Genomic DNA, 21,412 nt, shown 5'->3' with positions numbered 1-21,412 from the left:
GCCGGGCGCACATGAAAAAGATCGAAGGCTTTACTTCGATCTTTTCATTTGCACCTCTACTAATCCTTTACCTTAAATTGTCCCATCATCCCCGCATCTTCATGCTCTAAGATATGACAATGGTACATAAAGACCCCTGGATGGTTAAAGGTGGCGATTGCTCTTACTTTTTCGCCGGGATAAACAAGTATAGTGTCTTTCCAGCCTCTCTCATTAGGTGGAGGCGGGTTTCCGTCTCTGTCAAGGATCCGGAACTGTACACCATGTGCATGAAAAGGATGCGCCATACCGCCATTGTCTCCCATCATTCCACCCATCATCCCGGAACCATCATTTGAAATTTCCCATATTTCGGTGTAGCCAAGTTTAACTTCCTCATCAATTCGATTCATATCCATTTGTTTGCCGTTGATGTTTACATTCCTGCCCATTCCCTGCATGACAAATTCTCTTGTACGGACGGCGCTTCCCGGATCAATCTCAGGAATATCTGTTAAGTTAGCGGGAATGGCATATTCTTTTCCTTCTTTCTCACTGACAACAAACTTCATGAAAGGAGTTCCCTGGTCAGTTAAATAAACCACATCTCCTTCATTATGATCAGAAAAATCAACGATTACCTCAGCTCTTTCGGCAGAGCTTAGAATTAAGCTGTTCATTTCAGCAGGCTTTTCCAAAAATCCGCCATCACTTGCAATCTGTTGGAATGATTGGCCGCTGCTAAGGGTAAAATTGTATATTCTTGCGTTAGACCCATTTAAAAGGCGAAGCCTCACCTTTCCTCTAGGAACTTCCATGTAGGGGTTGACTGCTCCATTTACCAAAATGGCTTCTCCTTGAAGTCCCATCATCACATCATGCATCCCCAGGTCATACTCGTATTTTCCATTAGTATCAAACTGTTTGTCCTGGATAATAAGGGGGACATCATCTACTCCATATTCTTTCGGAATATCGAGATTGTCCGAAACTTTGTCATCAATGTAAAACAAACCTGCAAGTCCCATGTATACCTGTTCACCTGTTGTGTGCAGAAGGTGAGGGTGGTACCATAACGTTGCTGCTGGCTGTTTTATCGTGAATTGAGGATTCCAAGTATCCCCCGGCTGGATTCCGGAGTGTGGCCCGCCGTCCTGATTACCGTCTACTTCGAGCCCATGCCAGTGGACAGTAGTCCCGGTACTCACATCGTTTTTCACTTTTACGGAAACTTCTTCACCGGCTCTTACTCTAATGACGGGACCCAGGTAATCTCCGTTATAGCCCAATGTCTTTGTCGCTTTGCCTTTTAAAAACTCCTTCTCGGATTCTTGGGCAGTTAAATGGAATTCAGCCTTATCAGGGTCTGGGTTAACATCCTCTAACAAAGGGGGGATTGGCAAAGGCGCATCAAAAGAATATTCTTCATTTTCAAGGTTTTCAGGTCCATTGCCCATTCCGCCCATTCCGCTATTTGGCGTATTCCCTCCCATGCCAGAGAATCTCATGAAAAGAAACAGGGCTCCAAAAGTTAAAACTAAAACACTGAGAGCAATAATAATACCCTTTTTCAAACGCTTCTACCTCTTTTCATATTTTTTCTTAGTCTTTGTAAAAGACTGATGAGAATAACATGTTAAAATCTTTATACCTAGCTAAGTATTTATAAATGATAGCCTGCTTTTATTTTTAAAAGCAACCAAAAAGGACTCCCAATTGCAAATATGCATTTTTTGTGGAGTTTATATGTAAATGGCAGTGGTAAAAATTAAGAGGATGAAAACAAAGCTTGTAGTAGGAATGATAGATATGCTATTACCTGCCTCAGATATAGAGAAATGGGACAATATAAATACCTTGGAAAGCTATAACGGTTCCATTCATTATTAATGTTTCAGGAAAGTAAATAATGTAAATAGCCTAGTTATCAAATAGGGCACACTTATAAGGTGTGCCTTATTTGATTAAAGGTAACATTTATTGTTCATAGCCTTCTCAGGAACGGAGGGAAGAAATTTGAAAGAAGAAGTCGTAGATGCAAAACTGAAAAATGTTCAATCAAACAAAGACAGGTTAAAAATTATTACAGTACTTGCCATACCTGCTGTAATCGAAAATTTCTTCCAAACCATCCTTGGTTTTGTAGACACTTATTTTGTCTCCAAGCTTGGGCTTGCAGAAGTGTCCGCCATAGGAGTCACCAATGCAGTTCTTGCCATTTATTTTGCTCTATTTATGGCGATTGGGGTGGCGGCGAACGTAAGAATTGCCAATTTTCTTGGGGCTAACCTGCCGGAAAAGGCAAGGCATATTTCACAGCAATCTATTGTCCTGGCAATTATATTTGGTTTGCTTACTGGAGTAGCAACCTTGTTTTTTGCAGAGCCATTATTAAAACTAATGGGGATTGAAGCGGATGTTCTGGAGGCTGGGTCTCTCTATTTTAGGATCGTGGGCATTCCCTCAATCTTTATGTCTTTAATGTTTGTCTTAAGTGCCATCCTTAGAGGGGCTGGGGATACAAAAACACCAATGAAAGTAAGCATTATTATTAATATTGTGAATGCAGTATTGGATTACATTTTGATATTCGGCTTTCTATTTATTCCGGAAATGGGAATTGTAGGAGCTGCCCTTGCTACTGTATTTTCCCGTGTTGTTGGAAGTGCAGCACTTTTTTATTACCTAAACCGGTCAGAGGTTCTTGCTTTCCGCAAGGACTATTGGAAGCTGGACAAAGTACATTTAATGGAGTTGACGACACTTGGAGCACCAGCAGCAGGTGAACGGTTAGTCATGCGTGCTGGCCAAATCGTCTATTTCGGATTCGTTGTAGCACTTGGAACAAATGCTTTTGCAGCCCATCAAATCGCAGGAAATATTGAAGTCTTTTCTTATATGATTGGTTATGGGTTCGCAACGGCAGCCACCATACTGGTCGGACAGCAAATAGGCGCAGGCAACCTAGATGAAGCGAGGCGGTATGCCAAACTTACAACCGTCTTAACTTTAGCATCTATGACTGTCCTCGGGGCACTTTTATTCTTTCTCGGTGATTGGGCGGGAAGTTTCTTTACAGAGGATCAGGAGGTAATCGCAAATATTGGTACAGCACTTAAGATATCAGGTGTTTTTCAACCGTTTTTAGCTGTCCTCATGGTATTAACAGGTGCTTTCCAGGGTGCAAACAATACAAAATTTCCAATGTACCTGACAGCTGTAGGTATGTGGGCCGTGCGTACAGTCCTTGTCTATGTATTAGGTATCATGCTGGGCTGGGGCTTGGCAGGCGTCTGGATTGCGATAGGCGCTGACATTGCATTCCGGGCTATTGTGTTGGTTATTCAGTTTCAAAGAGGTAAGTGGATGGCTCTTGAGAAAGCGCCGGAGGCAGAATCTGAATGCCATCCGCAGACAACAAAGGAAACGATGTCGTCTTGTATAAATAATTATTAATCTTCCTTACCGCTAAGAATACTAATTTTACGTGCTGAGGCATGCAGAAAGATGGCTTCGTAAATTTAAAGCTCTGTGGGCTTTAGAAAAAAACAAATAGACCTAAATGAACAGGCTACAGTTTGGTCTGTTCATTTTTTATCGGGAACCCATTATCATACCTTCCAAATAAGGAGATTTAATGGATTTCAAAAGATTGTCAGACTTTTTGAAAATATATTTGCCCAAGTGAAAAAAATCACTTTTGCATTCTCTATTAATTATTATGATTTCCTTAAGTTCAAAAAGGAGGATCATTTCATGCATAAAGTAAAAAAAAGTATTTTTATTGTTCTTTTAATGTTAGGAGTGATACTGGCTGGATGCAGTTCAGAGAGTAATGCCGGGAATGAGGAAAAAAGTGAGGAGGAACCTTTATTAGAAGTACAGCAAGAAGATGAGAATGCAGAAGTGGCTGATGAGAAGACAGCTGCTCAATATTATTACACCGCAAACGAAGGAGGCAGCATTTCTAAAATTGATGCAGCTACCAATTCGATTGTTTTCACATTAGAAGTAGAAGGCTCCGTTCATAATGTGCAGGTATCACCCGATGGAAAAATGATAGGGGCAACGGTTCTGCCAAGTATGGCAGGATATGGCGGAGGTGATGATGGCCATGGCAACGAAATGGAAATGAATGGAAAAGCGCTTTTTTACAGCATTGAGAATGATGAACTAGTCCAGGAGGTCATAGTCGGAAATCACCCTGCCCATATTGTTTTTACTGAGGATGGGAGGTACGCTGCCGTAACCAACAATGAAGACAATAATGTAAGTGTCATTGATATGGCAAGCTTTAAGGTGGTAAATACAGTAGAGACAGGGAAAGGGCCACATGGATTCAGAATTTCAGATGATAGCAAAAGCGCTTATATTGCAAACATGAGTGAAGACACAATCAGTGTTGTTAACCTTGAAACCATGAAGGAAGAAAAGCGAATTAAAGTGGGAACAGCTCCTGTCACTACGGGTATCGCTTCTGATGGAAAATCACTTGTTGCTACTTTAAATGGAGAAAATGCTCTTGCTGTTGTTGACCTAGCTACTGATAAGGTAGATAAAATTCCTGTTGGTATTGGGCCTGCGCAAGTATACATTGATGAGAATGATCAGTTTGCCTATGTTGCTAACCAAGGAACAGAAGAAGCACCTTCCACAAGTGTTACAGTAATAGACCTTGATGCAAAGCAAGCAACAGCTGAAATTGAAACCGGAAAAGGATCACATGGAGTTGTGACAAGTCCTGATAATAAGAGGGTGTATGTTACGAATATGTTTGAAGACACGGTCAGCATCATCGATAAAGAGCGGAATAAGGTAATTGAAACAATTAAAGTAAAAGGAGTGCCTAATGGAATAAGCATCACGAATTAATTGAACTGTCTAAGTGTAAGAAGCCACCTGAAAAATATTAAAATGGCGGTATTCCGTATTTCAACTGTTACCTAGCGTTAACATAGCGGCCTTCATTGGTTCCGCATAACGGTTTATTCGCGAAACCAAGGATTTGTTCCGAAGTTCCACCATTGTATTCGCAAAATATAGGATTTTGTTCGTAAATTTGGATCATTTATTCGCAAAAATTCATGTCTTATTCTCAGAGTTTACAATTGTGTAATGAAGGAGAAAAATAAAAAAGCCATCCACATGGATGACGGAAAAGAATACAAAATTTACTCATTCTTATTTAGACTTTTGGCTAGCTACATTCAACTTTTGATTTTCAGCTGCTTTCTGGCGCTCAGCATCTTTTTTAAATGCTTCCATCGCCTTGTAGCAGAGGTAATTCACTGCATCCACCTCCCGATATTTTGGATTAGTTATTCTATTGTATTCCCAGTGATGGATGGTTAAAACTTAAATGAAGAAATTTCCTTCAGGGTTTTGTCTTTTTCAGGGGCAAGTGAAACTATCTTACTGTTCATTCGTATCTTTAGCAGAAGAGATTTACAGTTAGTGGTTGCTTAAAGGGGGGTTGGCATGAAACATTCAGTGGACATTACCCAGTGTCCAAAGTGTGCTGCAAAGGAACTGGGAAGAGGAAAACATGCTGGATACGCAGCGATTTATCCAATTAATAAGATGAGCTTGGGTTCAGAGGTTGAACATATCATTTGCATAGAATGCGGATTTATTATCGAAAGCTATGTAAAAAAACCGGAAAAATTTAAAGGGACTATTTTTTAGATATTCAAAAACGCTCAGAGCCATGCCCCTGAGCGTTCTTATACCAGCTTACCAAATATCCCCGCGCTCTTTTTTTAGAGCCTTCATTTTCTCGACCCATTCGTCGACTCGCTGTTTTATTTCAGCACTCTTTGTATTGGCTTTTTCCCGATTTTTTTCATGAAGATCATAATAGAGGTCTTTCATTTGTTCGCTTCGTTCATAGCCCCAGTCACGCAGCTCCGATTCTTGTTCTTCGGTAATCCAGCCTTGTTCTGACATGATAGAAACGGCATCGAGGATACGGTGGGCCTCGCGTCTGCCAATCGTAAACAATTGGCGGGGGTAAACTTCGCCTTTATCATACTCCTCCATCATCTCCCAGCCGTCAGGTGCCATAGTAAAGGCCCAGGCAAGATCAAGCGCTGATGGGAGCCATTCATATTGGATGGTATTTTTCAATTCTTCAGGATTATCAGCTTTAAAATATTCGCCATTGCCCGCTTCAGCTACCGCCTTTAATTGGTCCTCGGTTTTACCATCTACGTCAAATCCAATAATATTTACAGTATTGCTGCTGTTGTTTTGAATAAGGTCCTTACTTGCCTGGACAGGATCTCCGTCGCATGTTTCTGCACCATCACTGACAATATAGATGGTGGTTGCGCCATCATAGCCGCTGCTCATTACTGCGGCTTTTTGGATAGCACCGGCCAGCGGAGTCCAGCCGTTGCTTTCAAAAGAATCAACGGCTTCATGAAATTCTTTTTTTGAATATTGCCCCATTGGATAGACTTCCTCTACTCCTGAACAGGAGATTTCCTTCTCTGCATCCGCTTCAGAACCTTTATGGCCATAAACAACGAGGGAAACGTCACTGCTCTGTCCGATGGTTTGGGCAAAGCTTTTTACAGCATCTTTGGCAATATCCATTTTGATTTGGCCGCCGGTTTGAAGCAGCATGCTGGAGCTGGCATCGAGCAGGATAATGGCCTTTTCCGCAGCTTCTTTTTCTTCGCCGCCTTCTGATTTAGTTGGATCGGGAAGGTAAGGCTCTTCAAAAGCAGGTTCATAAACTTTCGCTTTTTCGAGCACCTCTTTATAATGCGGGCTGGCAAGAAGGGAAACGAGACCTTTCTTGATCGCCTCCACATCGTTGGTCTCTTTTGTTAATTCTTCAAGCTTGGATGTCATCTTGCTTTTCAGTTCAGAGTCTGTTTCAGGTGTATTAAAGTCGACGTTTTCAATGTCCTTTTCATATGCTAAACCATCCATCAGCGTTCCTGCAGGCAAGTTCAGCAAAACTTCCTCGGTTACTTCCAAACTTATATTTTCTGAATCAGTTAAAATCTTTTCCTGTTTTTCTTCCTGCTGCTCCTTTTCCTTGGCAGGTGTTTTGGCTGTCACTTCCTCTTTGTCACTGCTGCATGCTGAGAGTAGCATTGATGCAAGGAAAAGCAGCCAGAACGCATATCGTTTCACAAAAATCCTCCTCATTGCTAATCACTTACCTATGTTGTAGGCAGTTTGCCTAATTATAGAGTTTAACATGGCAGCGGGGAAGTTTGAAGTATTTACCATCTGTTTGTGAAATAAGGGTTTTTTTCCAGCTGATGGATGATAATTTTGGTATAGTTGTTATTAAGCAAACTCAACTATATGTGGAGAGGAAGGGTATTTTGCGAAGCGGATTTCCGAAACTAGAAACAAAAAGGCTAATTTTAAGAGAAGTAACAACAGCGGATGATAAAGATATGCTGGTCTATCTGTCAGATATAGAAGTGGTCAAACATATGGGGATCGGGCCTTGCCAAACGATTGAACAGGTCAATGAAGAAATCGGATGGTATAAATCCATATATGAACAAGGCACTGGAATTAGATGGGGAATTACCCTCAAGGAATCCGGAAAGATCATTGGCAGCTGCGGTTTTCTTAATAGGGCAGCCAAACATTATCGCAGTGAAATTGGATATGAATTGAGCAAAGAGCAATGGGGGAAAGGAATTGCCAGCGAAGCATTAGCAGCTGTTGTTAAGTTTGGTTTTCAGCACCTTGAATTGGAGAGAATTGAAGCGCTGGTCGAACCTGCCAATCTTCCGTCCCAAAAACTAATAGAAAGACAGGGTTTTAAAAGAGAGGGCCTGCTGCGGCATTATGAATATACTTGCGGGAAATTCGATGATTTGTATATGTATTCAATCATTAAAGGGGATATCACCTGAAGCCAAAGAGACTTGTAATAATATTATGTTAACTGTGTAGGTTAATTATCCACTTTTCATATTAGGAGGGGAATTACCCCTCCGCATGCAAATTCAAGTTTGTTCTGCTTCTTTTAGTTTTTTCCTTTGTCAATGTGAAAAAGGCGATGAAGCCAATGAAGGAAGTGACAAATAAAATGGTTCCCATTGGGACAGCGGTTGTTTCATCAATGCTGACAAGAGGGGAGACAGCAGAACCGAGCACTAAAGGCAGCATACCGATCACAGCGCTTGCGCTTCCGGCACGATGCCCCTGATTTTTCATAGCCAGCGTGAAGGAGCTTGTAATGATCATCCCCATGGAAGTCATGTAAATAAAGATGGGGATGACAAGCATGAATAGCGGTCCCTTGATAATCGTCATAACCAAAAGGACAGAGGTGGCACTCACTGCGATACAGACTGCTGTTCGAAGCAGGCTCCTTTCCGGGATAATTCCGGCAAAGCGGCCAATTAGGAAGCTCCCCGTAATAATAGCCAAGCCATTTATGCCAAACAGAATGCTGAATACCTGTGGCGAAACTCCATAGATCCCCTGATAGACGAAAGGCGTTCCGGAAACATAAGCAAAACTTCCACCGTGGATAAATCCTACAATTAAAGCATAGCCAATGAAAGAACGGTCCTTAAATAGGCCACCCATACTCCTAACTGAGTTCCCGATCGAGCTTGGGACCCGTTTTTCCGGCGGAAGGGTTTCTTTCAAGCGCAGGGAGATCACGATCGTAATAAAAACCCCAAGCAAACTTAGAAAATAAAAGATGGTTTTCCAGCTGGCGAACGGCAGAAGCAGAAGTGCCCCGCCTGTCATTGGCGCAATCATAGGAGCTGTGGCATTGATAACCATCAGAAGCGCAAAAAATTTCGTCAGTTCTTTCCCGGTGAACACATCGCGGACAACTGCACGGGAGAGGACAATCCCGGCTGAAGCGGTTAAGCCCTGAAGAAAGCGGGCAGCAATAAAGGCCGTAATATTCGGTGCAATCGCACATAAAAGGGATGATAGAGCAAAAAGCGAAATCCCAATTAAAAGCGGCTTTCTTCTTCCATGGGAATCACTAAGCGGTCCGACAATTACCTGTCCAACAGCAAGCCCAATCAAACACGCCGTTAAACTCAGCTGAACAAGTGAAGCACGCGCACTCAAATCCTCCGAAATATCCGGAAAGCTCGGCAAATACATATCAATATTGAACGGCCCCAGAATACCGAGCATACTAAGGAGAAAAGCCAGGGCTAGCCGTTCTTTTCCTGTTGGATTATGAAGCATGTCAAACACCTTTCTTTCTGTAAAACTGCTAATCTTTTACATAAATATGGCTAGTATACGCCAGGGGAGGGAGGATGTCCAGCAGAGAATACTAAGAATAATTCGTGTATGCAACCCATTTATGGAAATACTTCAATCAAGAGAAAAGACACCGGTCCGGTGTATGACCAGTATCTTTCCTTTAGGCTGATTTCGTAAAGTTTTTTGTTTTTGAAGGTATTTTAATCAATGGGCAGAATTCATAAAAAAACAACAATCTATGAGAAAAGAGCCTTTCTTTAGGAAGGATTTCTTACTATTCATTAAGCTTATGAATTTCCCGCGCTATTGCTTCTAAAATGTAAACCACAGGTACTTGTGTGGTAACATTGGATTCTTCATAAAATTCCTCCGTTACATAATAGGCGATGTTTAAATCAGAGATCTTGGCAATGGTTGAAAGCTTATTGTTTGTAATACTGACAATTTTACTTCCTTCTTGTTTAAGCTGGTTTAATTGAGAAATCGTAAAATTCGTTTCTCCTGAGACAGATAAAGCAATGGTTACACTATTATTCCGAAGTTTGGAATGAATCGGGAAGTGGGGATCTTTGATATACAGCGAAAATTTGCCTAAGCTTGAGAAATACCGTGCCCCATATTCAGCAAGAATACCAGAGCTTCCAATCCCAATAAAAATTACGTTATCTGCTTCAATAACGAGATTTGCAGCCTCTCTAATCTTTTCTTCCATATCCCCTTTTAAGGTACGCTCAATAAATTCGACGATTGATTGCTGGGAACTTTTAATGTCGGTTTTTTTATTGTGTTGTAAATTCATTTTAAGCTTTACTTTGAATTCGGAAAATCCCTCACAATTTAATTTCCTGCAAAAACGTAGAATAGAGGCTGTTGATACATGGGTTTCATCCGCAAGTTCACGAATTCGCATATACGGCACCTTTTCAGGGTTCTGACAAATATAGTTGTATAAAGATGTTTCTAATTCATTAAAAGAAGCGATGACTTCATTTGTAAACATTAACCCAGATGCTCCTTCATAAAAAAATATCTTACTCTGCAAAAAAGTTTAGGTAAAGCGTAACACAATTTGTGTGTGTAACACAGTGTTACATCTATGTAACAAATCCCTTTTTTCGTTATAAACAACTAAATGGTCTTCTTTCATTTACCATCATGCCACACCCAGTTATGATTATGTGTATATATTTTCCTAGTTTAAGGAAGGGCAAGATATAATTTTTCACCAAAAAAGAAATAGTAATGAAAGTATAAATTTCTGGAGGTTATAAAAATGAATAAATATCATTTCCCCCAAGGTTTTTTATGGGGAGGGGCTACTGCAGCCAATCAGATAGAAGGCGGATTTAGTGAAGGGAATAAAGGGCTAAATATAGCAGATGTTCTTCCAGGCGGAAAAGAGCGGTATAACATTTTAATGAATCCAGGTTTTGATTTTGAAATCCATCGTGATCAATACGATTATCCAAATCATGAAGCCATTGACTTCTACCATCGATATAAAGAAGATATTGAACTGTTTGCGGAAATGGGCTTCAAGGCGTTCCGTATGTCTATTGCCTGGACGCGTATTTTTCCTAATGGAAACGAGTTAGAGGAAAATGAAGAAGGGCTGGCTTTTTACGATCGTGTATTTGATGAATTACACAAGTATGGAATTGAACCAGTCGTAACCATTTCCCATTATGAAATGCCTCTGAATTTGGTCAAAGAATATGGCGGCTGGAGAGACCGTCAAGTTGTCACCTTTTTTGAGAGATATGTAAAAGCTATCTTCAATCGTTATAAGGATAAAGTAAAGTACTGGATGACGTTTAATGAAATTAATAGCGGCCTGGTGATGCCGATTCAAGGGCTGGGCTTTTCTTATCAAAAAGAAGAGGACAAATACCAGCCAACCTTCCAGGCTTACCACCATCAATTTGTTGCAAGCGCTATTGCGGTTAAAGCATGCCATGAGATCATCCCTGATTCGAAAATTGGCTGCATGATTCTTTTTGCTCCTGTCTATTCCTTTGATAGTAAGCCTGAAAATGTCATGCATGCCCTTCAGGAAGAACAGCTCTTCAATTATTATTGTGCGGATGTTCAAGTACGCGGAGAGTATCCAGCTTTCATGAAGAGATACTTCATAGAACATGATATTGAATTGGAAATTCAGGAAGGCGATTTGGAATTAATAAAGGAAAACACTGCAGATTATGTTGGCTTCAGTTATTACATGTCCCGCACCGAGAAGAAAGAAAAGACGGGATCGGAAGGGGCAGAAGGGAATATTATTGGCGGCGTAAGAAATCCATTCCTGCAAACAAGCGACTGGGGCTGGGAAATCGATCCTGAAGGACTGCGCATTAGCTTAAACAAATTGTATGACCGCTATCAGAAACCGCTATTTGTAGTAGAAAATGGGCTGGGAGCCTATGACGAAGTTGAAGAAGATGGATCGATCCATGATGACTATCGAATTGACTATCTTCGTGAGCATATTAAAGCAATGGGTGAAGCCATAGCTGATGGGGTCGAATTAATGGGCTATACAAGCTGGGGCTGCATTGATATGGTAAGCATGTCAACAGGCGAGTTCTCGAAACGTTATGGTTATATTTATGTTGATAAACATGATGATGGCAGCGGAACAATGGAACGGAAAAAGAAGAAGTCGTTCTTCTGGTATAAAGATGTTATTGCAACTAATGGGGAAAAGTTATAGAAAACGATTAATAATTGGGTATATTTATTAGGGCTACTGAGGTAGCTCTTTTTTTTACTAAATGGAAGGTCACTTAAAAAATTGTTAACAGGTTTAAGAGTTTTTATCAGCTTGGAAAAGGTATGGAAATAGGGCATGGATTACCAGTGAAACCAGGCTCAGTACAAAAATTCAAGTAATTGTTATTTTAATTTTGGAGAGCCAAAGAAATTCTTATTAATAAGAAAAAGGTGTAGATGAAAGGAAAGAGGCTATAAAAATAATCCAATCCATATTATAAAGGATTTCTTGCCAGATAATTGGCAACTCTAATGTTAGAAAAACCTTTAAAGTTTTTTAGAAAGGAGAGAGGTGTATGGAGTCACTTTGGCTGGAGTATGCTTGGGCACTATTGATCTTAATAGGACTGGAAGGTTTGTTGTCGGCAGACAATGCCCTTGTTCTTGCTGTAATAGCCAAGCATTTACCCGACGATCAGAAAAAAAGAGCTATAAATTACGGAATTATCATGGCGTTCACTTTCCGATTTGCTGCGCTATTTGCCATTTCTTTTATCGCAAACGTATGGCAGATCCAGGCGATAGGAGCAGCTTATCTTCTTTACTTGGGCTTAAAGCATATTATTCAAGCCCGGTTTGGAAAAGAAAATGAGAATATCCAAAAGGAAGTTGAAGAGGAATCCGCAGGGAAAGGATTTTGGCCTACAGTAGGGAAAATTGCTTTAGCAGATCTCGCTTTTGCCATTGATTCCATTCTCGCTGCTGTTGCTCTTGCCCTTGGTCTTCCAGATTCACCACTTGAAGACTTTGGAGGCATGGATGGAGGACAGTTTATTGTGATCGTACTTGGAGGGATTGCTGGTCTTATCTTGATTAAATATGCGGCAACCTGGTTTGTACAACTCCTTGATAAACGTCCAGCATTGGAAACAACCGCATATGCCATTGTTGCCTGGGTTGGTGTCAAACTTGCTGTGATTACACTTGCACATGAGGATATTGGTATCTTAGACCATGATTTTCCCCATAGTACAGCTTGGACATTGGTTTTCTATGGAATATTGCTTGGCATTGCCCTAATCGGTTGGTTTGCACCCAGCAAGAAGTTAAATAAGGAAAATTTAGTCTAAAAGTTACCCAATGGAAGAAAAAGATTTGCGGGTAGATAGCATTTATAAAATGAATCCAACATCTTTTTCTTCCGATTTAAGGGGATGTTTATTCTTTGTGTTAAATTCTGTTATGAAATTAAATGCAGAACTTTTATTTCTATCTAAATTCCTCCGCCCGCATCATAGTAGCTTCTTTTCTCATTTCTCTCAATCCTGGATAAAACGATGCTCCCTACTGCCACAATAATGGCACTTCCGACAATTAAGACATTGTAGATATCAAATTTAGTAAATAAGTTGATTAATAGATAAGACACAATCAGGGAAGCTAAAGGGGAGATCACCCATACTAAAGCGATTCGCTTAATCACACTTTTTTGTAAGATGGCAAACCCATCTTTAGTAGCTCCAACCCCGAGGATTCCGCAGGTTGTTACCTGGGTGAGCGGGATCGGAAGTCCGAAGACAGAAGCAATAATTACTAAAGTACCGCCAGTGAATGAAACAGCACTTCCCTGCAGCAGCGAAAGTTTGGTGATCTTTTTTCCGTTTGTCTCTAATACTCTTCCTCCTAATAGAAAGGCTCCTAAAGAAACAAATAGGGCGCCGATCAAAAGACCATTTGCTGCTGAAATCATGCTGGCACCTACAAGAGGGCCAATCGCATTGGCAACGTTATTCATTCCTGCAGAAAAAGCCTCCAAACAGCCGCCAAGAACAAGTAATAGGGAGAGCCATTTTGTCCAGGGGCCAGTTTCTGTAAGTCGAGTCCATCGCTTCTCTGAATACTTGATCAGGTAGCCTAACCCGTATGTAATCAGAAATGAACCAATCGGTATGATGACCCAGAATGCGATAATCAAAAATAAAGTATCGGTGTGTATAGCCTGAAAAGCAGCTCCAACCCCGATGATGGATCCTACCGTTACTTCACTGGTGGATAAAGGAATACCAATAATGTTTGCAATGAAAAGGGTTAATGTTGCCCCCAGTAATATAATGACGACAATTTGCGCATCCAATAAATCAGTAGGGATTAATCCTTCTCCCATCGTTTTAACCACTTCACCGCCGCCTAAAAAAGCACCCAAAAAGGCTGAAACCGCAACTAACAGAAGCGCTAACCGTTTACTTTTGATTGCTCCGGCTCCATATGGTGCGCCCATCGAGGCTGCTGTTCCGCTTGCACCAATATTCATCGCAAAGAAAAGGGCAACAGCAACTGCAATGTATGTTAACAAATGAAAAACCTCTTTTCCTTGTTGTTTGTCATTGACTTAGTTTCCACAAAAGAAAGATAATTAAAAAATTTAAAACCAAGTAATCCAATATGAATTTATTATTTTAGATTATAAAGTCATAAATGAAAATAAACAAGAGTTTTAATAGGTAAATGTTTGAAAAGTTATAATTTAAATTTAGAGAAAGCAGCTTTCTTCAAATCCATTTGCTGAAAGCAGCCTAACTTAAAGTTCCAACTGCCTATCCAGATGATTTCCTGTTAAACTAAAGTGGGATAATAGTATTTTGAAGCATGGTACAAATTACTTAGAAAATAAAAATTATAATAAGGCAGGTAACAAAATGGTTGATGTTTTTACAGAAATAATAATCCAAGCCCCACGTGTAAAGGTTGCCGAATATGCAGCTAATCCAGACAATGCTCCATCATGGTATGAAAATATTAAATCATCCGAATGGGTAACTCCCAAGCCTTTAACAATTGGCTCTCAGATAGCATTTAAAGCGCATTTCTTAGGAAGGGAGCTTGCCTATGTGTACGAAATTACAGAGCTAACTCCCGGTGAAAAGCTAGTAATGAAAACCGCAAATGGCCCTTTCCCAATGGAGACCATTTATACTTGGGAAGCGGTTGATGAGAGTCGAACGAGGATGACCTTACGAAACAAAGGTGTCCCAACTGGATTCGCCAAAGTTTTTAAACCGGTGATGTCATTGATGATGGAAAAAGCAAATAATAAAGACTTGAGGAAAATAAAAGAAATTCTTGAAGAAGGTAACTAAATGTAGAGTACCTCATGTAGAAAATGAGGCAGAGGCAGATATCGAAAAAGCTCTTGGAGAATACCAAGATGGAACTGGCTGGAATTCCGTATATGGGATTTAAGGAATTGGTTGAAACTGGACAGATAAACTAAAGAAGCTAGAGATCGTTCGAGTAATTCAAAATGACATTCATAGTGAAATGAGGGGCAGGCTTACTTGAGTAAGTGTGCCTTTTGCTGTTTGGATTTTTGATTATTAGTGAATCTAACAGCTTTTTAGCTTTATTAGGGGATTTCTTTCCTATTTTTCGATTTTTTTTGTGAAATTGGCAGCGAGGCCCACCTGGTTTGAAAATAAGCTGATTTTTGATTGCTTGCAGCACTGGATACTGAATATTGACTGTATTTCGTCAACTATCCTATTATTATCATCAACTAGGGGATTATATCGACAACTCGGCTAAAATATCATCAACTTTTTAAATATATCGTTAACTCGGCCAAAGTTGGTTAGCATATGCTTTGCTTCAGCAACTTCTTTTTAGGCACCTCCATTGGCTTCCCTTCTGTCTTTGATGCCTGATCTAACATTAATGGACTAAAGCAGGTTAGAAAACAAGGAATCATTAGATGTGAGTAGAAATAGTATTTATTAATCTTAGATGAAGGGGTGTAAAAATATGCGGCAAATTATTGCTCTTGGCGGCGGGGGGTTCTCCATGGAGCCAGAGAATCCGTTATTGGATTTATATATCTTAAAACAGTCAGGTAAACCAAACCCCAAAATCTGTTATGTACCTACTGCAACCGGAGATTCAGATATATGTATAAAATGGTTTTATGACTTTTTTGAAAAACGAAAGTGCCAGCCTTCACACCTCTCATTATTCAAACCGCCCACAAGAGATTTAGAGGGTTTTGTATTAGATAAAGATATCATTTATGTTGGCGGGGGAAATACGAAGAATTTATTAGCTTTATGGAGAGAATGGGGATTAGATAAGATCATGAGAAAGGCATGGGAACAAGGAGTTGTATTGGCAGGCATCAGTGCAGGTTCCATTTGCTGGTTTGAAGAAGGGGTTACGGATTCGTATGGAGATAAACTTGAACCATTAAAGTGCTTAGGGTTTTTAAAAGGGAGCAATTGCCCGCATTATGATGGCGAAACGGATCGAAGACCTTCTTATCACGAACTTTTGGCTTCCAATAAAATAAAGCCTGGATTAGCAGCAGATGATGGAGTTGCTATTCATTTTATAGAGGAAAAGGTTAGTAAAATAGTAAGCTCCCGGCCTAATGCTAAGGCATATAAAGTCTTTTACGATGAAGAGATTAAAGAGATTGAGCTTGAAACGGAATACCTGGTTTCATCTTAAAGTAAGGGTGACGGGCAAGCTTTATAGTCTAAAAACAACAATTTATACGAAAAGAGCCTACAGTAAAGTCAGGTTAAGTAAAAAAGATACTATATTTATTAGTTTTAACATCAGCAAAAAAGGGAGGCTGTTTTCTAAACAAACTCCCTTTTATAATTAATTAGTTAATCTTTTAGTTCGTTTTAGCTTCTTGTTGAAGGAAATCCTCTGTCGAAACTACATTGGCATACATTCCGTTAAGTGCACCGATAAATGCATAATGAACCTGTTCAGCTGGTACGACCTTACCTTGGTAAGTTAAGTCCGTTGTCGCACATGCATCTTCAATAAGTGTAGTTTGAAAGCCTAGATCCACTGCAGCTCTAACTGTTGCATCAATACACATATGTGTCATCATACCTACAACCACTACCTTGGTTACTCCTTTTTCTTTTAATTTGCTTTCTAATTCAGTCTTTAAAAAGCTGTTAGGGAAATGTTTTTTGATAATACTTTCGTGTTCTAATGGTAAAACACTTTCATGTAGTTTAACTCCCTCTGTATCTGGAAGAAAGAAGCCTAACCCTGGATTACTTGCGATATGCTGGACATGAAAAATAGTCTCTTTGTTCTTCTGCCTAAACCATTCAAGAATTTTAGCAGCATTAGCGGCTGCTTTTTCGGGATTTGTTAATTCCATATTTCCATTTGGAAAATAGTCATTTTGAATATCGACAATGATTAAAGCTGTGCTCATTTTTTCACCTCATTTAAAGTTTCGGTATACTATAATAATAGATAACATTTTTATTTTTATCGATGCTTTGATGAAACACTTTTAGATAAAATAATTTCACGGTGAAAGGAATTTATAATGGATATTGATCAAATTGACTTTCAAATCCTCCTGTTACTAACTGAAAATTCACGTATTCAATGGAAGGACTTGGGGAAACAAATTCATATGACGGGACAAGCGGTGGGAAATCGTATTAAAAAACTTGAGGAAAGTGGTGTTATTAAAGCCTATTCACTAATAATCGATGAAATGAAAGTGGGGCTGATCTTTACAGCGTTTGTCGTTGTACATATGAAAACAGCAAACCATGATTCTTTTATTGGTTTTATTAAAGATCGAAATGAGGTAGTTGAAGCTCATCGAGTATCTGGGGAAGGCTGTTACCATTTAAAAATAAAAGTTAAATCTCAAGAAGAATTGAATCTTTTTCCTAATAACCTTCTCGAATATGGGAATTATAGTTTAAATCTTTCAATACAAGAAATAAAACAACACCATCCACTGACTGCCACAATACATCATGAATCTTAAAGAAAATATGGGTTGTGAATTGTACTTAAACTATCGGGGGCAATCGTAGAAAGGCAACGAAAAACGGGATGCAGCGGTGATCCCGTTTTCTTAATGTGCTAAAGTCAGGTTAGTCAAAGAAGATAATGAAATAGCACCTTTAGTTTGTCAAATACATATGGATCAATATATTATGGCAACCCAAAACCGATGGGGTGCTTATGTTGAATAAGATTGTTTATAGTTTGGATGCGAAAATACATTTAATCAGAAGGCTCTGTTAAAGCTCATTGTTGTTTTTAGAAGCCTTGTTGATTGGAGTGGAAGGCACGAGACTCCTGCGGGAGTAGCTCACCAAGGGAGACCCCACAGACGCAGAGCGTCGAGGAGGCTCCCGGTAGCCCCGCGGAAAGCGAGTGCCTGCAGCGGAAATCAACAGCCAAATTTAACAGAGCCAATCAGAAAAATGGCGTGTCAAAACTGATGTCAGTTTACACGCCATTTTAATTGTCATTTATAAGTTATGCACCCCTAAAACGGAACAGTTTATTATAAAAAGCGGATGGTTTTTTAATATATTTTATTTCCAATTTTCACTACACTTCTTTTGCAATTTCGTTTCTATTAGGAGCAAGTGGAGGCTGCTCCAGCCATTTATTTTGTACCATTAGGCTGTACCACTTTTTAGTGACCATAAGATTTTTTAAAATTGTTCCTTCATAAGCGGCTACAAGGTCTGCCCGCATGGCTGATGCTAATCCTGCCCCATGATAGTTTTGTGCAGCCTGGAACAAAAAACCAATATGGTACAACATTAACTTATCGGAAAAAGGTGAATCCGTTGAAGTTGTCACTTCTGTTTCCCAGGATTTCGGAACTGGTAAATTATCCGTTTGCATTATTTTTGCACATTTTTTAATTTGTCCATTTGCTGTTTTCCCTGAATCCATTAAAAACTTTCTTACTTCTTTTGTTTGAGCGACTTGACTGAATGCAATAGAAAGGGTTTTAGCCATAATGCTTTTTTTAAGGTTGAAAGAAATACTAATGATCTCTGTCGCTGCTAGTGTTCTACCCTTCCCGAAAAATCCATCTGTGAAATCCTGGCTGGAAACAAATTCAGGGTTTTTAGCAGGATAAAACAAAGGGTCTTTCTGAAAATTTCCTTTCAGAAGCAATAACTCAATTGTTTGATGATACATCTTTTTTGCATCGTTATCGCAGGAATCGTAAAAATCCCTTAAGTCTTTTCTAACAGAAACACCTAATGCAGTGCTGTGACCCAGCAAGCCATGTAACGTCATAATATGTAAATAATTCAAGCAAAATATATCCGTGAACAATCTCTGTTTACCCTTAAAGAGGTCCGAATCAGTAAATCCAATTGGAACTGGAAACCCTTCACGTTCTATAAAGGTAATAATTTGCTGCTTTTGTTTTCCGTATGTCTTTATAGCATCCTCAAAAATGGCTTTAATCTGCTCGTCCTCAATAATTGAGACCATATATCTATTAACCACATCTGTCATTGTACCGTTTATAAACTCTCCCCAAAGAGTTCCTATTTCGGAAGATGTGAGTTTTAATTTATTCTTATCATCCACATTATCACCTCTATGATATTATTACCAATTTAGTAAGTGATATGAATTTATAAAATCATAAGGGAGCATTCTGATGAATTCACCATGAATAACCTACTTGTTAAATTAAAGGGTACTTATGTTCAAGATCAGCTGCCACACTAGGCTGCTTTTTTGATCAACTAAAGGGGCAGGTGTGCGGCCGAGCCTAGGTCGTATCATATAGCGGGTGGGATTCCCGCCGAGTAAGAACTAGCCATTCGCTCGTAGCGAGTCTTGGAGGGCTAAAGGTAACTTTAGTCTTTAAGCGTAGACAGTTAGGTGGCGGGCCGAAAGCCAAATGGTTGAAGGGATTGAGCTCCATAAACGTTAGTAAATCGAGAGGGCTGATGACTTACCTGCGTGCAGAAAGCTACATTTTATCCTTCGTCAAGGGCAAGAAGGGTAAAACCTCTCTGGAGTCAGAGACCTTGGCACGTTACACATTGATATGATACGGCAACTCGGGAGACCCTACCGGTCTTTTCTATTGAAGAGTATGGTCTACAAGCGATAACAAGCAAGGAAACCAAATGCCGATTGTAGGGAGTCGGATAGCAGCGTAGTACCAATGAAGTTGGGTAATGCCGATGGAGGGAAGGCTAGCTACCAGTTATCACCCTTACTAGGGACACATTTACTACACACAGAGGTAGGAATAATAAATGGAAACAAAACTACAAAGGATAGCAGAATTAGCAAAATCCGAGCCTAAAATGAAATTCACATCTCTTGCGCATTTATTGAATGCGCAATCCCTAACTCAGTGTCATCATGAACTGCCTAATAAAAAGGCAACTGGTATTAATGGAACGACAAAAGAACAATACAGTGACAGCTTGGAAGAAAACATAGAGGACTTAGTAAGTAGACTTAAAAGCAAAAGTTATCGACCTGTTCCAGTAAGACGAATGTATATCCCAAAGCTCAATTCAAACAAGATGAGACCATTGGGAATACCGGAACATGAAGATAAAATTGTTCAAAAAGGCATTACGAAAATACTAAATGCCATCTATGAAAATGACTTTCTAGACTGCTCATTTGGGTTCCGTCCAAATAGAAACTGCCACGATGCGCTGAAAATACTGAATCAATATATTGAGAAGAGAGCAGTAAGTTATGTAGTCGATGTAGATATTAAAGGCTTCTTTGATAACGTTGACCACAAATGGATGATGGAATTCTTGAAACTCCGTATCACTGACCCTAACCTACTAAGAATAATCAGCAGGTTTCTTAAAGGTGGATACATGGAGGAAGGTAAGAAATACAAGACAGACAATGGTACACCGCAAGGTGGAGTGATATCTCCGATATTAGCCAATGTCTATCTCCATTACGTTCTTGATCTATGGTTTGAAAAAGTGGTTAGGAAACAATGTAAAGGCCAGGCTTATATAGTAAGATACGCAGATGATTTTGTTTGTTGTTTTCAGAATAAAAGTGAGGCCCAGCAATTCTTCCATTCATTAAAAGCGAGATTAAAGAAATTTAACCTGGAAATAGCCGAGGATAAAACTAAAATAATTCCCTTCGGACGGTTTGCGGAAAAGCATGCAAAACGTGACGGAATCGGCAAGCCAGATACCTTTGATTTCCTCGGGTTTACACACTATTGTGGGATAAGTAAGCACGGCAAGTTTCGAGTAAAGCGGAAAACCAGCAGGAGGAAAGTTCAAGGCAAACTAAAAGAAACTAAAGAATGGCTGAAGAATAATAGAAATAAAGATATTCATATGATTATGGATAGATTTAAACGCTCACTAATAGGCTATTACAACTATTATTGCATCACAGATAATACCCAAACTGTTAACAACTTTAAAGAGAAAATTGAGTGCTTACTATTTAAATGGCTAAACAGAAGAAGCCAATGGAAATCCTTTACTTGGGATAAATTCAGGCTCTTTCTTAATAAATATCCACTACCTTCGCCAAGAATCAAAGTGAATATTTATGATTTAAGAAAAGAAATTAGCTACATTCTGTAAATGATAATTTGGAGGAGCCGTGTGCGTTAATAGCGCAAGCACGGTTCTGTGAGGGGGGAGGAGTACAATTTACCGCAAGGTAGAAAGGCTCCCTTCTACTCGAC

The 21,412-nt window shown here is 39.7% G+C and carries 18 protein-coding genes; 11 read left to right on the top strand and 7 right to left on the bottom strand.

The features are described from left to right. Positions 1–59 precede the first annotated feature (59 nt). On the bottom strand, positions 60–1,553 hold the full coding sequence (locus tag J7I93_RS01675; RefSeq protein WP_214987708.1) for a multicopper oxidase family protein: 1,494 nt from the start codon (positions 1,551–1,553) through the stop codon (positions 60–62). A 178-nt stretch (positions 1,554–1,731) separates the two neighbouring features. Between J7I93_RS01675 and J7I93_RS01670 the strand changes: the two genes are divergently transcribed. The 4 genes from J7I93_RS01670 (at position 1,732) to J7I93_RS01655 (ending at position 5,664) form a co-directional block, all read left to right on the top strand. After that, the gene (locus tag J7I93_RS01670; RefSeq protein WP_214722690.1) at positions 1,732–1,869 is read left to right on the top strand and encodes a hypothetical protein; all 138 of its coding nucleotides are present in this window, start codon (positions 1,732–1,734) and stop codon (positions 1,867–1,869) included. Positions 1,870–1,995: 126 nt separating this feature from the next. Further along, positions 1,996–3,435, top strand: coding sequence for an MATE family efflux transporter (locus J7I93_RS01665; protein ID WP_214722689.1), 1,440 nt, complete (start codon positions 1,996–1,998; stop codon positions 3,433–3,435). A 300-nt stretch (positions 3,436–3,735) separates the two neighbouring features. After that, on the top strand, positions 3,736–4,851 hold the full coding sequence (locus J7I93_RS01660) for a YncE family protein (protein WP_214722688.1): 1,116 nt from the start codon (positions 3,736–3,738) through the stop codon (positions 4,849–4,851). Positions 4,852–5,457: 606 nt separating this feature from the next. Beyond that, positions 5,458–5,664, top strand: coding sequence for a transcription initiation factor TFIIIB (locus J7I93_RS01655; RefSeq protein WP_214722687.1), 207 nt, complete (start codon positions 5,458–5,460; stop codon positions 5,662–5,664). 48 nt (positions 5,665–5,712) lie between these two features. Here J7I93_RS01655 and J7I93_RS01650 read toward each other — a convergent pair whose 3' ends face one another. Then, a complete protein-coding gene (locus J7I93_RS01650; protein WP_214987710.1) occupies positions 5,713–7,125 on the bottom strand; it encodes a VWA domain-containing protein in 1,413 nt (470 codons plus the stop codon). Positions 7,126–7,208: 83 nt separating this feature from the next. On the opposite strand from J7I93_RS01650, the gene J7I93_RS01645 reads away from it, so the two are divergent. After that, complete coding sequence (locus J7I93_RS01645) at positions 7,209–7,868, top strand: GNAT family N-acetyltransferase (protein WP_214987712.1); 660 nt, start codon at positions 7,209–7,211, stop codon at positions 7,866–7,868. A 73-nt stretch (positions 7,869–7,941) separates the two neighbouring features. On the opposite strand, the gene J7I93_RS01640 is transcribed toward J7I93_RS01645, so the two are convergent. Then, on the bottom strand, positions 7,942–9,177 hold the full coding sequence (locus J7I93_RS01640; RefSeq protein WP_214722686.1) for a Bcr/CflA family efflux MFS transporter: 1,236 nt from the start codon (positions 9,175–9,177) through the stop codon (positions 7,942–7,944). 295 nt (positions 9,178–9,472) lie between these two features. Continuing rightward, the gene (locus J7I93_RS01635; protein WP_214722685.1) at positions 9,473–10,198 is read right to left on the bottom strand and encodes a MurR/RpiR family transcriptional regulator; all 726 of its coding nucleotides are present in this window, start codon (positions 10,196–10,198) and stop codon (positions 9,473–9,475) included. A gap of 273 nt (positions 10,199–10,471) precedes the next feature. On the opposite strand from J7I93_RS01635, the gene J7I93_RS01630 reads away from it, so the two are divergent. Then, a complete protein-coding gene (locus tag J7I93_RS01630) occupies positions 10,472–11,908 on the top strand; it encodes a glycoside hydrolase family 1 protein (RefSeq protein WP_214722684.1) in 1,437 nt (478 codons plus the stop codon). Positions 11,909–12,263: 355 nt separating this feature from the next. Continuing rightward, the gene (locus J7I93_RS01625; RefSeq protein ID WP_214722683.1) at positions 12,264–13,037 is read left to right on the top strand and encodes a TerC family protein; all 774 of its coding nucleotides are present in this window, start codon (positions 12,264–12,266) and stop codon (positions 13,035–13,037) included. Positions 13,038–13,180: 143 nt separating this feature from the next. Here J7I93_RS01625 and J7I93_RS01620 read toward each other — a convergent pair whose 3' ends face one another. Next, a complete protein-coding gene (locus J7I93_RS01620) occupies positions 13,181–14,260 on the bottom strand; it encodes a sulfate permease (protein ID WP_285289057.1) in 1,080 nt (359 codons plus the stop codon). A 286-nt stretch (positions 14,261–14,546) separates the two neighbouring features. On the opposite strand from J7I93_RS01620, the gene J7I93_RS01615 reads away from it, so the two are divergent. Then, entirely contained in the window at positions 14,547–15,044 is a 498-nt protein-coding gene (locus J7I93_RS01615) for an SRPBCC family protein (protein WP_214987714.1), read from the top strand. 661 nt (positions 15,045–15,705) lie between these two features. Beyond that, positions 15,706–16,404 carry a Type 1 glutamine amidotransferase-like domain-containing protein gene (locus J7I93_RS01610; RefSeq protein ID WP_214722682.1) on the top strand — a complete coding sequence of 233 codons (699 nt, stop codon included), beginning with the start codon at positions 15,706–15,708 and terminating at the stop codon, positions 16,402–16,404. 172 nt (positions 16,405–16,576) lie between these two features. Here J7I93_RS01610 and J7I93_RS01605 read toward each other — a convergent pair whose 3' ends face one another. Then, complete coding sequence (locus J7I93_RS01605) at positions 16,577–17,140, bottom strand: cysteine hydrolase family protein (protein WP_214722681.1); 564 nt, start codon at positions 17,138–17,140, stop codon at positions 16,577–16,579. Between the two features lie 117 nt (positions 17,141–17,257). Between J7I93_RS01605 and J7I93_RS01600 the strand changes: the two genes are divergently transcribed. Further along, complete coding sequence (locus J7I93_RS01600) at positions 17,258–17,713, top strand: Lrp/AsnC family transcriptional regulator (RefSeq protein ID WP_214722680.1); 456 nt, start codon at positions 17,258–17,260, stop codon at positions 17,711–17,713. 575 nt (positions 17,714–18,288) lie between these two features. Here the strand turns inward: J7I93_RS01600 and J7I93_RS01595 are convergent. Then, positions 18,289–19,296 (bottom strand): DUF3231 family protein, encoded by a 1,008-nt coding sequence (locus tag J7I93_RS01595; RefSeq protein ID WP_214722679.1) that lies wholly within the window; start codon positions 19,294–19,296, stop codon positions 18,289–18,291. A 683-nt stretch (positions 19,297–19,979) separates the two neighbouring features. Between J7I93_RS01595 and ltrA the strand changes: the two genes are divergently transcribed. Further along, positions 19,980–21,308 (top strand): group II intron reverse transcriptase/maturase, encoded by a 1,329-nt coding sequence (ltrA, locus tag J7I93_RS01590; RefSeq protein ID WP_214722678.1) that lies wholly within the window; start codon positions 19,980–19,982, stop codon positions 21,306–21,308. Positions 21,309–21,412: the final 104 nt, after the last annotated feature.

It is taken from the genome of Bacillus sp. ISL-47 (assembly GCF_018613175.1).
In the GTDB taxonomy this organism is placed as follows: Bacteria; Bacillota; Bacilli; order Bacillales; family Cytobacillaceae; genus Cytobacillus.
This window is presented reverse-complemented; position numbering and strand designations above follow the sequence as displayed.

Excerpts from the sequence above, each read along its gene's own strand:
- J7I93_RS01670 (WP_214722690.1), top strand. The coding sequence starts at position 1,732 with ATGGCAGTGGTAAAAATTAAGAGGATGAAAACAAAGCTTGTAGTAGGA.
- J7I93_RS01660 (WP_214722688.1), top strand. The coding sequence starts at position 3,736 with ATGCATAAAGTAAAAAAAAGTATTTTTATTGTTCTTTTAATGTTAGGA.
- J7I93_RS01655 (WP_214722687.1), top strand. The coding sequence starts at position 5,458 with ATGAAACATTCAGTGGACATTACCCAGTGTCCAAAGTGTGCTGCAAAG.
- J7I93_RS01640 (WP_214722686.1), bottom strand. The coding sequence starts at position 9,177 with ATGCTTCATAATCCAACAGGAAAAGAACGGCTAGCCCTGGCTTTTCTC.
- J7I93_RS01635 (WP_214722685.1), bottom strand. The coding sequence starts at position 10,198 with ATGTTTACAAATGAAGTCATCGCTTCTTTTAATGAATTAGAAACATCT.
- J7I93_RS01630 (WP_214722684.1), top strand. The coding sequence starts at position 10,472 with ATGAATAAATATCATTTCCCCCAAGGTTTTTTATGGGGAGGGGCTACT.
- J7I93_RS01625 (WP_214722683.1), top strand. The coding sequence starts at position 12,264 with ATGGAGTCACTTTGGCTGGAGTATGCTTGGGCACTATTGATCTTAATA.
- J7I93_RS01610 (WP_214722682.1), top strand. The coding sequence starts at position 15,706 with ATGCGGCAAATTATTGCTCTTGGCGGCGGGGGGTTCTCCATGGAGCCA.
- J7I93_RS01605 (WP_214722681.1), bottom strand. The coding sequence starts at position 17,140 with ATGAGCACAGCTTTAATCATTGTCGATATTCAAAATGACTATTTTCCA.
- J7I93_RS01600 (WP_214722680.1), top strand. The coding sequence starts at position 17,258 with ATGGATATTGATCAAATTGACTTTCAAATCCTCCTGTTACTAACTGAA.
- ltrA (WP_214722678.1), top strand. The coding sequence starts at position 19,980 with ATGGAAACAAAACTACAAAGGATAGCAGAATTAGCAAAATCCGAGCCT.